We start from the raw sequence: 13,251 nt of genomic DNA on the forward strand, positions 1-13,251 counted from the left end.
TGCCGGCCACCACTTGTTACGCCGGCTCATGTTAATGCGCGGTCCAGCCGCCGTCGACCGGCAGCGCGACGCCGGTGATCGAAGCCGCCGCGTCAGTCGAGAGGAATACCGCGAGCGCGCCGAGCTCCTCGACCGCAGCAAAGCGCTTGTTGGGCTGTTGCGCCAGCAGCACGTCGCGGATCACCTGGTCGCGCGAGATCCCGTGCGCCTTGGCCTGTCCATCGATCTGTGCCTCGACCAGCGGCGTATAGACATAGCCGGGACAGATCGCGTTGCAGGTAATGCCCTCTTCTGCGGTCTCCAGCGCGGTCACCTTGGTGAGCCCGACGATGCCGTGCTTGGCCGCGACGTAGGCCGCCTTGAACGGCGAGCCGACGAGACCATGCGCGGAGGCGATGTTGATGATCCGGCCGAACCCGTTCTGTCGCATTGCGGGCAGCGTGAGCCGCGTGGTGTGGAAGGCCGACGACAGATTGATCGCGAGGATCTGGTCCCATTTCTCGACCGGAAACTGCTCCAGCGGCGCGACGTGCTGGATGCCGGCATTGTTGATCAGGATATCCAGCCGGCCGGCCTGCGCGACCGTCGCCGCGATCATCTCGGCGATCGAATTCGGCCTCGTCATGTCGCCCGGCGAAAAGCTTGCCTTTACGCCGAACTCCGCCGCGATCTGCTCGCGCGTCCGGTCGAGCTCGGCCGCCACACCAAGGCCGTTCAGCACGATGTCGGCGCCGGCCGCGGCAAGTGCCCGCGCGATACCGAGCCGATGCCACTGGTTGAGCCCGTGACGAGGGCAACCTTGCCCGCGAGCGCCCGGGCGGCGGACGTCTGCGGCTTCACGGACATATTCATTGGCAAAATGCTCCGACACGATGACTGATGTTGAGCCGACTCTGAGGGATCGCCTGGTTTGACGGAAATGCCCGTTGGCTTCCGAAACCATGCCCGTGCGCTATTGCGGCCGGGATGTCATTCTCCGCCCCGATCGGCTAGCTTCCGCCAGGTCTTGCTGGAGAGCCGATCCATGGAAATGCACCAGGTCCGCTATTTCCTCGCGGTGGCGCAGCTCTTGAACTTCACGCGCGCCGCCGAGGACTGCAACGTGACGCAGCCTTCGCTGACACGCGCGATCAAGCAGCTCGAGGCCGAGCTCGGCGGCGATCTGTTTCGCCGCGAACGGCCCGCAGCGCAATTGACCGAGCTCGGACAGCGCATGCATCCTCTGCTGAAGCAGTGTTTCGAAGCGGCCACCGGCGCCCGATCGCTGGCCTCCTCGTTCCGGAGCGGCGAGATCGGCGCGCTCCGCGTCGCGCTGACGCATTCGATCGACCTGTCGCTCCTCATTCCGCATCTCAACCAGATCAAGCGGCAGTTCAACCGGCTCGAATTCCGCTTCCTGCGCGGCTCGAGTCGTGAAGTGGCCGAGTTCCTGAAGAAGGGCGAGGCCGAGTTAGGGATTGCCGCGGACATCGACGAGGCCTGGGAGCGGCTCGATGTCTGGCCGCTGTTCACCGAGAGCTTCGAGCTCGTGGTGAGCGACGGGCACCGCCTGGCCGGCCGCAGCAGCATCGCACTGGACGACCTGCGCGCGGAGCAGCTGCTGAGCCGGACGTTTTGCGAGCATTCCGCCCGTATCTCGGCGAGCCTGCGCGAGCACGGCATCGCGGTCGAGCAGGGTCACGAAATCTCGAACGAGCGCGATTTGATCGAGCTGGTCGAGGCCGACATCGGCGTCGCCATGCTGCCGCACACCTCGCCCGTTCCGGAGACGCTGACGCGCGCTGCGGTCGCCGGGCTGGATGCCCGTCGCACCGTCAGCCTCTACGGGGTGGCCGGCCGGCAGCGCACGGCGGTGGCCAATGCCGTTATGCGCATGTTGCGCGGTGCGGATTGGCGGGAGATTGCGGGGTAGCAGCCACGCTCGCTCCTCACTCTTTTAGGCCTCCCTGCTCGCGCCTTCCAACGCTTCAAGCAGATCATCGATCTCCATGCGCTTGCGGAAATCCGGATCGACGAAGCGGGCTTTCACGAGACCGTCGCGACCAACCACAAACACGGCCGGGATCGGCAGCATCCAGCCATCACTGCCGTGGAATTTCGCCATGTCCTGATAGGACAACAGGTGCTGGATCTCGGCACCGAGCCAAATCGCGAGATTGAGCGACAACGCATAGCCGTTGTCGAGGTCGGTCAGGATCGGAAATGGGGCACCAGCTTCCGCCTTGAGCTGCTGGGTGTATTCCTGCGTCTCCGGCATGATCGCGACAATCCGCGCACCCATGGACTCGATGCTATCAAGCGCCTGGACCACCGCGCGGACATTGAGCCGGCAGTAGGGGCACCAATGGCCGCGGAAAAACATCACGGCGACTGGGCCGCTCTCGAGCAGTGAGGACAGCGCGACGAGACGCCCGCTCTCGTCAGGCAACATGAACGACGGCATTGCGTCGCCCGGACGCGGCGCGGTCTCGCCGCCGCCGCCTCCATTCAATCTGGTCACCAGACGATCGACTGCCTCGCCATAGGCCGGGAACACGTCGCGGCTGGCGTTGGCATAGGCGCGGAGTTGCTCGTTCAGCGTGCCATCCATGTCACGGCAGCGCTGGAAGGCGAGTTTGAGCCGCTCGGCATCGGCCGGCGAGAGAGAGGTCATCTTGCGCTCCAGCGTTCAGGGGACGAATATTAGGTGCCCGATCCGGCCGCCCGCAAGGGGCGGCCGTCATGCGCGCGCGATCAGTTGACGTAGAAATTGCCGGTCGGATCCAGCCGCCCCGAGGTGGAATACAGCGATCCGTTGTTCATGAAGAAGACGGTGTTGTCGGGGACCTTCTTGGCGCTCTTCATCATGGCCTCGTGGTTCTTCTCCGCCGGGGCCATAGCCATCGCCGACATCTTGCCGGGTCCGCCATACATGTAGGCCATGCCGGCTTTGAAATCCCATGCGGCCTCCGAGAAGGCCGATGTGGCGATGACCGCGAACGCAGCCGTGGCAATCAAGGTCTTGGATAATTTCGTCATGAGATGCTCCTCCGGATTGACGTGAACGCCCGCCAATCGGGCGCCCCGCCATCGAACGCCAAGCGCTCGGGAAGCGGAAATGCCGATCCCCAATCGGTTCGATAGCGAGCGCGTATCGGGCCCGATAGCGCCGGTCTATCGCAGCGAGAGCGAAAGAGCATTTCAGAACGAGCGCTCTCTCGACGAAAGTCCCGACATAAGCCGGCGACCATCGCGGTTGCGGCCAACACAGGAGACGTCCCGATGTTCAGGCATCACACATTGTCGCGCGCGGTCTGGCCCGGCCTTGCCATCCCTCGGCGTATTGACACTCTCGGCGCAGCCGGTCTCCGCCGGTGAATGCCCGGCCGACAAGATCAAGCCGAACGCGCAGCAGATGGTCGACTACAAGCCGGTCGGCGTCACCGACGTCACGCTCGGCGCCATCGACCTCGGCAAGCAGCCGGCACACATCGAGGGCCGCGAGTTGCGCTTCCGCAAGCTGACCATCGAGCCCGGCGGCGTCGTGCCCTGGCACAGCCATGACGACCGCCCCGCCCTGATCTTCGTGCAGCAGGGCCAGATCGTCGAACACGCCTCCAACTGCGTCGATCCGATCGTGCACAAGGCCGGCGACATCCGCCCCGAGGTGTCCGGCACCTCGCACTGGTGGAAGAACCTCGGCAAGGAAACGGTCATTCTCTATGTCGGCGACGTCCGCAAGGACCCGCATGACCACAACATGTAACGGGTGCGCGACCCCAGCGCACGCGTGACGGAATGTGGCGCCCGTGATCCCCATGCTGCCCCGCATGCGGGCTCCACATTCATCACAGGGGAGGCCTGCCATGACCGATCTTTCCGCGTCGATCAAACCGACCGCGATGACGATGGACGCGCATTCACCAGGTCTCGCGCTTCGCTCCCTCGTGATCGGCCTCACTGCCTTCCTCACGGTCGTCGACCTGTTCGCGACACAGGCGATCCTGCCTTCGCTGACGCGCCATTACGGCGTCACACCGGCGGCGATGGGCTTTGCCGTCAATGCAAGCACCTTCGGCATGGCGATAGCCAGCCTCGTCGTCGGCTTCTTCAGCCGCGCATCAACCGGCGGACCGGCATCCTGCTCAGCCTCGCGCTGCTGGCAGTCCCCACCAGCCTGCTGGCGACCGCGCCAAATCTCGCGGTTTTCACCGCTTTGCGGATCGCGCAGGGCCTGTGCATGGCATCCGCCTTCGCGCTAACCCTCGCCTATCTCGGCGAACAATGCAGCACGATGGATGCCGGCGGCGCCTTTGCCGCCTACATCACCGGCAATGTCGCCAGCAACCTGGTCGGCCGGCTGATCTCGGCGGCGGTCGCCGACGGCTTGGGCCTCGCCTGGAATTTTTATTTCTTCGCAGCCCTCAATCTGGCCGGCGCAGTGCTGGTCTATTTCACCATCGGGCGCGTGCGGCCGATGCACGCGATGATGCCTGCGGGATCTCCCCTCGCCGCCACGATCGCGCACTGGCGCAATCCGCAGTTGCGCGCGGCCTTCGGCATCGGATTTTGCATCCTGTTCGCCTTCATCGGCATCTTCACCTTCGTGAATTTTGTGCTGGTCCAGCCGCCGCTCTCGCTCGGCATGATGGACCTTGGCCTTGTCTATTTCGTCTTCCTGCCGTCGGTCGTCACGACCTTGCTGGCCGGCAAGGTGGCCACGCGGCTGGGAGCGCGGCCGACGATCTGGGGTTCGCTGGCCGTCGCCGGGCTGGGCCTGCCGCTGCTGCTGGCCCCGCATCTGGGCGAAGTCGTCACCGGCATGGTCCTGGTTGGCGTCGGCACCTTCTTCGCGCAAGCGGCTGCGACAGGATTCGTAGGACAGGCGGCGACCGACAGCCGCGGCATCGCCAGCGGGACCTATCTTGCCTGCTACTTCTGCGGCGGCCTGGTCGGGACGGCCGTGCTCGGCCGGCTGTTCGACGGGTTCGGCTGGCAGGCGTGCGTCGTCGGTGTCGGCGCTGCCCTTGCTGCGGCTGCCCTGCTGACGCTCGCCTTGAAGCGCTAGCGCTTGGCCGGGGCCTCCTGCGGCGGCTCGTCGTCGGCGATGGCGCGCCAGGCTGCGCCGTCGAGGTCGTCGTACTGGCCGCTCCGGAGCGACCAGAGGAAGGCGACGAGACCGGCGAGACCGAGCATCAGCGCCAGCGGCACCAGGATGACGAGGATCTCCATCACACGATCTCCCGCGAGGCGCTGCGCGCACGCAACGAATTCAGCATCACCAGGATCGACGATCCACTCATGGCGGCAGCCGCGATCAGGGGAGTCACGACGCCGCTGATCGCGACCGGCACCGCGAGGACATTGTAGCCGATCGCAAGCCAGAGATTCTGCCGCATCAGGTGCAGCGCCTTGCTCGACGCGTCGATGGCGGCGACGACCGGGGCCAGCGGTCGGCCGAGGAAGACGAGATCGGCGGTCGCCTGGCTCAAATGCGCGGCCGAGATCGGCGACATCGAGACGTGCGCTGCCGCCAGCGACGGCGCATCGTTCATGCCGTCGCCGACCATCAGGACCTTCATGCCCCGCTGCTTCAAGACCTCGATCCGCACGATCTTGTCGGCCGGGGTCACACCGGCCCGCCATTCCGAGATGCCCAGCGCGTGGGCCGCCGCGATCACCGCCGGTTCACGGTCGCCGGAGAGAATCTCGATGCCGATATTGCGCGCCTTCAGCGCCGCGATCACAGCCTGCGCATCGGGACGGAGGCCCTGGCGCACGGAGAGGATGAATTTTTCGCTGCCCTTGCTGAAAGCCACGACGGAGGCTTCGGGATCGAGATGTGTCACGTCGGAGACCAGCGTCTCGGCGCCGCAGAAGGACGGACGGCCGAGGCGAATCTCGATGCCATCGACCACAGCACGCACGCCCTGGCCGGCCTCCTCGACCGCGCTAACGATCGGCGATCTGGCGTCGGAGGCCTGCGCGACCGCAGCGGCGACCGGATGATGGCTCGACAGCGCAAGCCGCCCGGCAAGCTCGAAGATATCAGCGGGGATATCGGCCGCATTCATCACTTCGAGATCGGGCAGCGTCAGCGTGCCGGTCTTGTCGAAGATGACGTGATCGGCTTCCGCGAGACGCTCGATGGCATCGCCGGAATTCAGCAGCACACCCGCCTTGAACATCGCGCCCGAAGCCACCGTCTGCACCGTTGGAATGGCGAGCCCGAGCGCGCAGGGACAGGTAATGATCAGCACCGCCACGCCGGTCACGATCGCATCATGCCAGCCGGCGCCCGCGATGACCCAGCCGAGGATGGTGACGAGCGCGGTGGCATGCACCACCGGCGCGTAGAGACGCGAGGCGCGGTCGGCGAGCCGCATGTAGCGCGAGCGCGCCTGCAGCGCATTGTCGAGCAGCCGCGTGATCTCGGCAAGCAGCGTCGCCTCCGAGGCCGCAGAGACCCGCACCCGCAAGGTCCCTGAGATGTTCATCGATCCCGCATAGACCGGCGTGCCCTGTTCGGCGGTGACATAGAGCGTCTCGCCGGTGATCAGGCTCTGGTCGATCTCGGAACGGCCCTCGATCACGGTGCCGTCGACCGCGCAGCGCTCGCCGGGGCGCAGCAGCACGATGTCGCCGGGATAGATCGCGGCCACCGGCACTTGGGATATCTCGTCGGGCCCGACGAACTTGGCCGCGGTCTCCGCCTTGAGCGCAGCGAGATTGCCGGCGACCGCGCGGGTCCGCCGCCGCATGTTCTGGTCGAGGAAGCGACCGACCAGGAGGAACGTGAGCAGCATGATCGCCGCGTCGAAATAGGCGTGCTCGGCGTGATTGATAGTCTCGACCACGGACATGCCGAGCGCCAGCGTCACGCCGATCGAGATCGGCACGTCCATGTTGGTGGTCCTGGCCGACAGCGCACGCCAGGCCGAGCGGAAGAACGGCTGGCCGGCATAGGCCGCCGCCGGCAATGCGATCAGCGCCGACAGCCAGTGGAAGAAATCGCGCTGTTCCGGCAGCATGTCCGAGACGTTGCCGGACCACACCGGGATCGACAGCATCATCACGTTCATGGTGGCGAACGCGGCGACGCCGAGGCAGCGCAGCAGGAAGCGCGATTCGGCGACCTCGGTCGCCTCCGCGCTCTCGGTTTCGTAAGGATAGGCCTTGTAGCCGAGCTCCTCGAGGCGATCGATGAAGCGGCCCGGATCGAGCGTGCCCGCCTTCCATTCCAGGGCAACGCGCCGATCGGTGAGGTTCACGCGTGCCAGCGTGACGTCGGGAATCGCGGACAGACCGCGCTCGATCTTGGCCATGCAGCCGGCGCAGTGAACGCCCTCGACCGCGAGGTCGATGTGCTGGACGCCCTCGGCCGCAGTCCGGACGTAATGCGAAAAGTCCCGCGAGACGTGCATGAGAAAATCCTTCAGTTCAGGATCACGCGGTTGCGCGACATGAACACGCGCGTTCCCCGCGCCTCGCCCTCGATCACCAGATCCCACTGGCCCGGCGCGACCGATGCGGCATTGCCGCGATAGAGCCCGATGCCGGCCTCCGGGAGCTCGACGGCGAGATCGGCGCGCTTGTCGGTCGGCCGCTCCAGGCGGCCGCCGAATTTCAGTCCGGCGATCGGCTGTCCGCTCGCATCGCGCGCCTCGACCTGAAGCACGGCGCCGCCATCGGCGCGGCGCTCGACATGGGCGTTGACCTTCCATTTTCGCGCAGCCTGGTCCTGCGCCGCCGAAATTTCGCGGTCATAGGTAAGGCCCGCGGCATAGGGGCTGTCGACGTCTGTCCCTGGCAGCGTCGCGATCGCGAGCTTCATCATGGTCGCGTTGACGCCGATCACGACGCCGAAGAAGGCGACCAGCATCAGAAACACCTTGGTTCCGGTCAGCGGCTTGGTTGCCATGGCGAACTCCTGATCCTAGGGCGCGACGAAATTGTCGGTGGCGCTGGCGACTTCGCCGAGGCCGATATCGGTGACGTGAAAGCGAACCGGGATCGACTTTTCCGGATTGCCCTCCACCGGCGCGGTCACGAGCACCCGCAGCTCGCTGGTGGAGTCGCGCGGAACCACGATCATCGGCCGGTCCTGCGTCACTGAATCGATCCCGATGACATGGATCGTCGCATTGACGGGACCGTTCGCGTCGATCGCGATGACCCGGTCGTAGCCGCTCTTGTTGAGCAGCCGCACCGTGTAGGCGTTGCGGATCGATCCGTCGCTGAGCCTGACAGCGACCGGGTTGCGGTCGTGCAGCACGTTGATGTCGAGCAGGCTGCGGGTCGCAAGCGTATAGATCATGATGCCGCCGACCGCCGCGATGATCGCGCTGTAGGCGACGGTGCGAGCCCGGACAATGCGGTAGACCGGCGCCTTGCCTTCCTGGCGGCGCTGGATGTTGACGTCGTTGTCATAGCCGATCAGCCGCTTCGGCCGGCCGATTTTCGTCATCACGTTGTCGCAAGCGTCGATGCAGAGCCCGCACTGGATGCATTCGAGCTGCGGCCCATTGCGGATGTCGATGCCGGTCGGGCACACGGCGACGCATTGATAGCAGTCGACGCAGTCGCCGACATGCTCGCCGAGCGCGCGCAGCTCAGCTGCCTTCTTCACCGACGTACGCTTCTCGCCGCGATCGTAACGATAGGTCACGTTGAGCGCCCATTCGTCGGTGAGCGCGGCCTGGATCCGCGGCCACGGACACATATAGGTGCAGACCTGCTCGCGCATGAAGCCGGCGAGCACGTAAGTCGTCGCGGTGAGAATGCCGATCCAGATATAGGCGATCATCGGCGCCTGGAAGGTGACGAGTTCCCTAACCAGCGTCGGTGCGTCGTTGAAATAGAGCACCCAGGCGCCACCGGTCCACCACCCAATCAAAAGCCAGATCGAATGCTTGAGCACGATCTCGGAGATGCGCTCCAGCTTCATCGGGTCGGACGATTTGTCCTTCTTCATCCGCTCGCGCCGGTCGCCCTCGATCAGGCGCTCGACCGCATAGAACAGGTCGGTCCACACCGTCTGCGGACAGAGATAACCGCACCAGATGCGGCCGCCGATCGAGTTCATCAGGAATAGTGCCACCGCGGCGACGATCAGCAGGCCGGTGAAGTAGTAGACCTCCTGCGGCCACAGCTCGATGAAGAAGAAATAAAAGCGACTGTTGGGAAGATCGATCAGCACCGCCTGGCTCGGAGCACCGAGGCCGCGGTTCCAGCGCACGAACGGCAGGAAATAATAGACGCCGAGGCAGAACGCCATCAGGCCCCATTTGATCCGGCGGAAGGTGCCGGAGATGCTCTGGGGATAGACTTTCTTCTGGGCCACATAGAGCGGCCCGTTGTCATCGTCTAATGGGAGCTCTTTTGGGTTCACGGTCCTGTTCATCGCCTGGAGCTTTTCGAGAGGTGCGATAAAACCTAGACCCGACGCCGCCGCGTCAGTTGATCCAGCGCAAGCGGGGGCTTTTTTTATTCGCCCCCGCCTGTGCCGGATTGGCTATTTTCCGCCGCCCAGCGAGTGGACGTAAACTGCCATTGCCTTGATGGTGGCGGGATCGAGCCGCCCTTCCCAGGCCGGCATCACGCCCGCGCGGCCCTGGCTGATGGTCTCGATCAGCGACGCCTCGTCCGAACCATAGAGCCAAATCTTGTCGGTCAGGTTGGGAGCGCCCATCTCCGGGTTGCCCTTGCCGCCGTCGCCATGGCAGGCGACGCAATTCTCCGTGAAGATCTTCTCGCCCTTGGCCGCGTCATAGCCCTTGCGAGTCGGAAGGCCCGACAGTGCCCGAACATAATTGGCGGCCGTGACGATCTCGTCCGGCTTCAGCACGCCGTCCTTGCCGAAGGCGAGCATCTGGCCTTCGTGCCCCTTGGCGTGACCGGAACGTGCGCCGAACTGGATGGTCTGCATGATCTGGTCGAGCGATCCGCCCCACAGCCAGTCGTCGTCGTTGAGGTTCGGATAGCCCTTGGCGCCGGCGCCGCCTGAGCCATGGCACGGCGCGCAATTGTCGCCGAACACGGTCTTGCCCTTGGCTCGCGCGAGCGCCAGCAGGGCTGGATCCTTCTCGATGTCGGCGAGTGAGGCCGCGCCCAGCGCAACCATCTTGGCCCCGCGGATCTTCTCGAGATTGGCGAGCTCGACCGCGACGTCGGCGCGTGTCGAGTAGCCGAACAGGCCGGTGGTATTGCTGGAGATCAGCGGCCAGGCCGGATACACGATCCAGTAGCCGATCGACCAGACGATGGTGAGGTAGAAGCTGATCACCCACCAGCGCGGCAGCGGCGTGTTGAGCTCCTTGATGCCGTCCCACTCATGTCCGGTCGTGGACCTGCCGGAGACGGGATCGATGTCGCTATGATGATCGGTCATGATCTCTTACTCCTCCCGCAACGGCAGGTGTGCCGCTTCGTCGAAAGCTGCCTTGTTACGGGGCCAGAATGCGTAGGCGATGATCGCGACAAAGATCGCGACGAACACCGGCGTCCAGATCGTGGTCACGAGACCGGACGCGAGATTGTCGAGGGTCAGGATGGCTTTCATCGTTGGTGCCTTCTCAGCGAAGATTGGCTTTCTCGTTGTAGATCTTGAAGTCGACCAGCGTGCCGAGCATCTGGAGATACGCGATCAGCGCGTCCATCTCGGTCGGCGTGCCGGCCTTGCCGTCGAAGTTGCGCACCACGGCCTTGGCGTAGCGCTTGGTGAAAGCGTCGGAGCCTGCATTGTCAGGATCGGCCTGGGCCTTCATGTCGGCGCCCGCATTGGCGATCTGGTCGTCGGTGTAGGGCGTGCCGACGGTCCGCAGCGTGCGCATGTGGTCGGCGATCGTGTCCGGATCGACCTCGGTCTGGCTGAGGAACGGATAGCCGGGCATTACCGACTGCGGCACGATTGCGCGCGGGTTGGTCAGATGAGTGACGTGCCAGTCGTCGGAATATTTGGCGCCGACGCGGGCAAGATCGGGACCGGTGCGCTTCGAGCCCCACTGGAACGGATGGTCGTACATGCTCTCGGCGGCCAGCGAGAAATGGCCGTAGCGCTCGACCTCGTCGCGCAAGGGCCGGATCATCTGCGAATGGCAGAGATAGCAGCCCTCGCGAATGTAGACGTTGCGCCCGGCGAGCTCCAGCGGCGTATACGGCCGGATCCCGTCGACCGCCTCGATCGTGCTCTTGAGGTAGAACAGCGGGGTGATCTCGACGAGCCCCCCGATCGCGATCACCAGCAGGATGCCGACGATCAGGATGATCGAGTTCTTTTCGAAGATTTGGTGGCGTGTCCAGAACGACATGGAAAACTCCTCATTCCGCCGGCTGGAGAGCGACGGGCATCTGGACTTCCTGTTCGCCGACGCGAACCGTCATCCAGAGATTATAGGCCATGATCAACGCGCCGATCAGGAACAGCCCGCCGCCGGCAGCGCGGATGATGTAGAAGGGATGCATCGCCTCGACGGTCTCGATGAAGGAATATTCGAGGAAGCCGAGCGAGGTGTAAGCGCGCCACATCAGGCCCTGGAGGATGCCGGACACCCACATCGCCGAGATGTAGAGGACGATGCCGAGCGTCGCGATCCAGAAGTGCCAGTTGACGAGCTTGAGGCTGTAGAGGCCCTTGCGATTCCAGATCCAGGGCACGAGGCAGTAGAGCGCGCCAAAGGAGACGAAGCCGACCCAACCGAGCGCGCCGGAGTGCACGTGGCCGATGGTCCAGTCGGTGTAGTGGCTGAGCGAGTTGACCACCTTGATCGACATCATCGGGCCTTCGAAGGTCGACATGCCGTAAAAGGCGACGGAGACCACGAGCATGCGCAGCACGGGATCGGTGCGCAGCTTGTCCCAGGCGCCCGACAGCGTCATCAGGCCGTTGATCATGCCGCCCCAGGAGGGCATCCACAGCATGATGGAGAAGGTCATGCCGAGCGTCTGGGTCCAGTCCGGCAGCGCCGTGTAGTGCAGATGGTGCGGGCCGGCCCAGATGTAGAGGAAGATCAGCGCCCAGAAGTGGATGATCGAGAGACGGTAGGAGTAAATCGGCCGCTCGGCCCGCTTCGGGATGAAGTAGTACATGATGGCGAGGAAGCCGGCGGTCAGGAAGAAGCCGACCGCGTTGTGGCCGTACCACCACTGGAACATGGCATCCTGGATGCCGCCCCAGGCGATGTAGGATTTCGAGCCGAACACCGAGACCGGCAGCGCCGGGTTGTTGCCGAGATGCAAGACCGCAATCGTCACGATGAAGGCGAGATAGAACCAGTTCGCGACGAAGATGTGCGGCTCCTTGCGCTTGATGATCGTGGCAAGGAAGACCAGCAGATAGGTGACCCAGACGATGGTCAGCCACAGATCGGCGTACCATTCCGGCTCGGCATATTCCTTCGATTGGGTGACGCCGAGCAGATAGCCCGTGCCGGCGATCAGGATGAAGAAGTTGTAGCCTACGACGACGAACCAGGGCGCGAGATCGCCTGCAAGGCGAACGCGGCAGCTCTTCTGCACGACGTAGAAGGAGGTCGCGATCAGGACGTTGCCGCCAAAGGCGAAGATCACTGCGGACGTGTGCAGCGGACGCAGGCGCCCGAAGCTGGTCCAGGGCAGATCGAAGTTCAGCGCCGGCCACGCCAGTTGCGAGGCGATGATGAGGCCGACGAGAAAGCCGGCAATGCCCCAGAACATCGCCATGACGGAGGAGAACTTGATGGGCCCCATGTTGTAATTGGGGCGCCCATTGATCTCCGCAGGCGGCAGCGCCGCCGGCCGGTCGAGGTAGCGGTTGATGATGCAGAAGACCGCGGCGAGGCTCGCTGCCGCGCTCAGCGCGGCGTGGAAGGCGAAGGGCGCATCGAGCGCCTTGGCCGAGGCAATCACGCAGAGGAAGGCGGTGACCGCGAACACGACAGCCAGGCCGCTTTCACCTGACGTCATGGACTTGGAGATGGAGGGCTGGCTCATGCGGATTCTCTCTGAAAGAACACAGGGCCAGAAACCACATTCATCCTCGCGGGGAATTGATTGAAATCAAGCTATGTGGATTTCTGTTAATGTGAGAGTTGCGCCACCGCCAGTTGATGTGCCCTCTCCCCTTGCGGGAGAGGGCGGCGAGGACCGTGCCGCGGACTCACTTGGGTGAGGGGTCGCCTCCTCGGCAAAAGTCTGTCCGAGGAAAGAGAGCCCTCTCCGGCGCCATAGCCGAAGCTTCGCTTCGGCGTTCTTAAGAACGGCGGCCGAAGGCCGCCTATGCCACCTTCTCCCACA

At 64.5% G+C, this 13,251-nt stretch carries 11 protein-coding genes and 3 pseudogenes; 3 read left to right on the top strand and 11 right to left on the bottom strand.

What is annotated here, in order from left to right; genetic code table 11:
* Nucleotides 1-31 precede the first annotated feature (31 nt).
* A pseudogene (locus tag IVB48_RS09430) lies at nt 32-852 on the bottom strand (3-hydroxybutyrate dehydrogenase).
* 172 nt (nt 853-1,024) lie between these two features.
* Here IVB48_RS09430 and IVB48_RS09435 point away from each other — a divergent pair.
* Nucleotides 1,025-1,912 carry a LysR family transcriptional regulator gene (locus tag IVB48_RS09435; RefSeq protein WP_247399633.1) on the top strand — a complete coding sequence of 296 codons (888 nt, stop codon included), beginning with the start codon at nt 1,025-1,027 and terminating at the stop codon, nt 1,910-1,912.
* A 24-nt stretch (nt 1,913-1,936) separates the two neighbouring features.
* Here the strand turns inward: IVB48_RS09435 and IVB48_RS09440 are convergent, their stop codons facing one another.
* Nucleotides 1,937-2,653: a peroxiredoxin-like family protein gene (locus tag IVB48_RS09440; RefSeq protein ID WP_247399635.1), complete on the bottom strand. Its 717-nt coding sequence runs from the start codon at nt 2,651-2,653 to the stop codon at nt 1,937-1,939.
* 80 nt (nt 2,654-2,733) lie between these two features.
* Nucleotides 2,734-3,018: a hypothetical protein gene (locus IVB48_RS09445; protein ID WP_027568809.1), complete on the bottom strand. Its 285-nt coding sequence runs from the start codon at nt 3,016-3,018 to the stop codon at nt 2,734-2,736.
* 243 nt (nt 3,019-3,261) lie between these two features.
* Between IVB48_RS09445 and IVB48_RS09450 the strand changes: the two are divergent.
* Both IVB48_RS09450 and IVB48_RS09455 read left to right on the top strand, forming a co-directional pair.
* A pseudogene (locus IVB48_RS09450) lies at nt 3,262-3,745 on the top strand (cupin domain-containing protein).
* A gap of 100 nt (nt 3,746-3,845) precedes the next feature.
* A pseudogene (locus IVB48_RS09455) lies at nt 3,846-5,047 on the top strand (MFS transporter).
* Here IVB48_RS09455 and ccoS read toward each other — a convergent pair.
* The 8 genes from ccoS to ccoN all read right to left on the bottom strand — a co-directional run bounded on the left by ccoS (nt 5,044) and on the right by ccoN (nt 12,948).
* Complete coding sequence (gene ccoS / locus IVB48_RS09460; RefSeq protein WP_007607689.1) at nt 5,044-5,211, bottom strand: cbb3-type cytochrome oxidase assembly protein CcoS; 168 nt, start codon at nt 5,209-5,211, stop codon at nt 5,044-5,046. The pseudogene IVB48_RS09455 and the gene ccoS overlap by 4 nt on opposite strands.
* Nucleotides 5,211-7,403: a cation-translocating P-type ATPase gene (locus tag IVB48_RS09465; protein WP_247399637.1), complete on the bottom strand. Its 2,193-nt coding sequence runs from the start codon at nt 7,401-7,403 to the stop codon at nt 5,211-5,213. Before IVB48_RS09465 ends, ccoS begins: the two co-directional genes overlap by 1 nt.
* An 11-nt stretch (nt 7,404-7,414) precedes the next feature.
* On the bottom strand, nt 7,415-7,900 hold the full coding sequence (locus IVB48_RS09470) for a FixH family protein (RefSeq protein ID WP_247399638.1): 486 nt from the start codon (nt 7,898-7,900) through the stop codon (nt 7,415-7,417).
* A gap of 15 nt (nt 7,901-7,915) precedes the next feature.
* Nucleotides 7,916-9,382 carry a cytochrome c oxidase accessory protein CcoG gene (gene ccoG / locus IVB48_RS09475; RefSeq protein WP_247360058.1) on the bottom strand — a complete coding sequence of 489 codons (1,467 nt, stop codon included), beginning with the start codon at nt 9,380-9,382 and terminating at the stop codon, nt 7,916-7,918.
* Nucleotides 9,383-9,493: 111 nt separating this feature from the next.
* Nucleotides 9,494-10,369, bottom strand: a complete 876-nt coding sequence (ccoP, locus tag IVB48_RS09480) for a cytochrome-c oxidase, cbb3-type subunit III (RefSeq protein WP_027568802.1) — start codon at nt 10,367-10,369, stop codon at nt 9,494-9,496.
* Between the two features lie 6 nt (nt 10,370-10,375).
* Complete coding sequence (locus IVB48_RS09485; protein ID WP_007594016.1) at nt 10,376-10,540, bottom strand: CcoQ/FixQ family Cbb3-type cytochrome c oxidase assembly chaperone; 165 nt, start codon at nt 10,538-10,540, stop codon at nt 10,376-10,378.
* Between the two features lie 13 nt (nt 10,541-10,553).
* The gene (ccoO, locus tag IVB48_RS09490) at nt 10,554-11,288 is read right to left on the bottom strand and encodes a cytochrome-c oxidase, cbb3-type subunit II (protein WP_007594017.1); all 735 of its coding nucleotides are present in this window, start codon (nt 11,286-11,288) and stop codon (nt 10,554-10,556) included.
* Between the two features lie 10 nt (nt 11,289-11,298).
* On the bottom strand, nt 11,299-12,948 hold the full coding sequence (gene ccoN, locus IVB48_RS09495) for a cytochrome-c oxidase, cbb3-type subunit I (RefSeq protein ID WP_007607681.1): 1,650 nt from the start codon (nt 12,946-12,948) through the stop codon (nt 11,299-11,301).
* Nucleotides 12,949-13,251 lie beyond the last annotated feature (303 nt).

The sequence above is a fragment of the Bradyrhizobium sp. 76 genome, from assembly GCF_023073025.1.
In the GTDB taxonomy this organism is placed as follows: Bacteria; Pseudomonadota; Alphaproteobacteria; order Rhizobiales; family Xanthobacteraceae; genus Bradyrhizobium.

Bases quoted from the DNA above. Each gene is read 5' to 3' on its own strand.
- IVB48_RS09435 (WP_247399633.1), top strand. From the start codon at position 1,025: ATGGAAATGCACCAGGTCCGCTATTTCCTCGCGGTGGCGCAGCTCTTG.
- IVB48_RS09440 (WP_247399635.1), bottom strand. From the start codon at position 2,653: ATGACCTCTCTCTCGCCGGCCGATGCCGAGCGGCTCAAACTCGCCTTC.
- IVB48_RS09445 (WP_027568809.1), bottom strand. From the start codon at position 3,018: ATGACGAAATTATCCAAGACCTTGATTGCCACGGCTGCGTTCGCGGTC.
- ccoS (WP_007607689.1), bottom strand. From the start codon at position 5,211: ATGGAGATCCTCGTCATCCTGGTGCCGCTGGCGCTGATGCTCGGTCTC.
- IVB48_RS09465 (WP_247399637.1), bottom strand. From the start codon at position 7,403: ATGCACGTCTCGCGGGACTTTTCGCATTACGTCCGGACTGCGGCCGAG.
- IVB48_RS09470 (WP_247399638.1), bottom strand. From the start codon at position 7,900: ATGGCAACCAAGCCGCTGACCGGAACCAAGGTGTTTCTGATGCTGGTC.
- ccoG (WP_247360058.1), bottom strand. From the start codon at position 9,382: ATGAACAGGACCGTGAACCCAAAAGAGCTCCCATTAGACGATGACAAC.
- ccoP (WP_027568802.1), bottom strand. From the start codon at position 10,369: ATGACCGATCATCATAGCGACATCGATCCCGTCTCCGGCAGGTCCACG.
- IVB48_RS09485 (WP_007594016.1), bottom strand. From the start codon at position 10,540: ATGAAAGCCATCCTGACCCTCGACAATCTCGCGTCCGGTCTCGTGACC.
- ccoO (WP_007594017.1), bottom strand. From the start codon at position 11,288: ATGTCGTTCTGGACACGCCACCAAATCTTCGAAAAGAACTCGATCATC.
- ccoN (WP_007607681.1), bottom strand. From the start codon at position 12,948: ATGAGCCAGCCCTCCATCTCCAAGTCCATGACGTCAGGTGAAAGCGGC.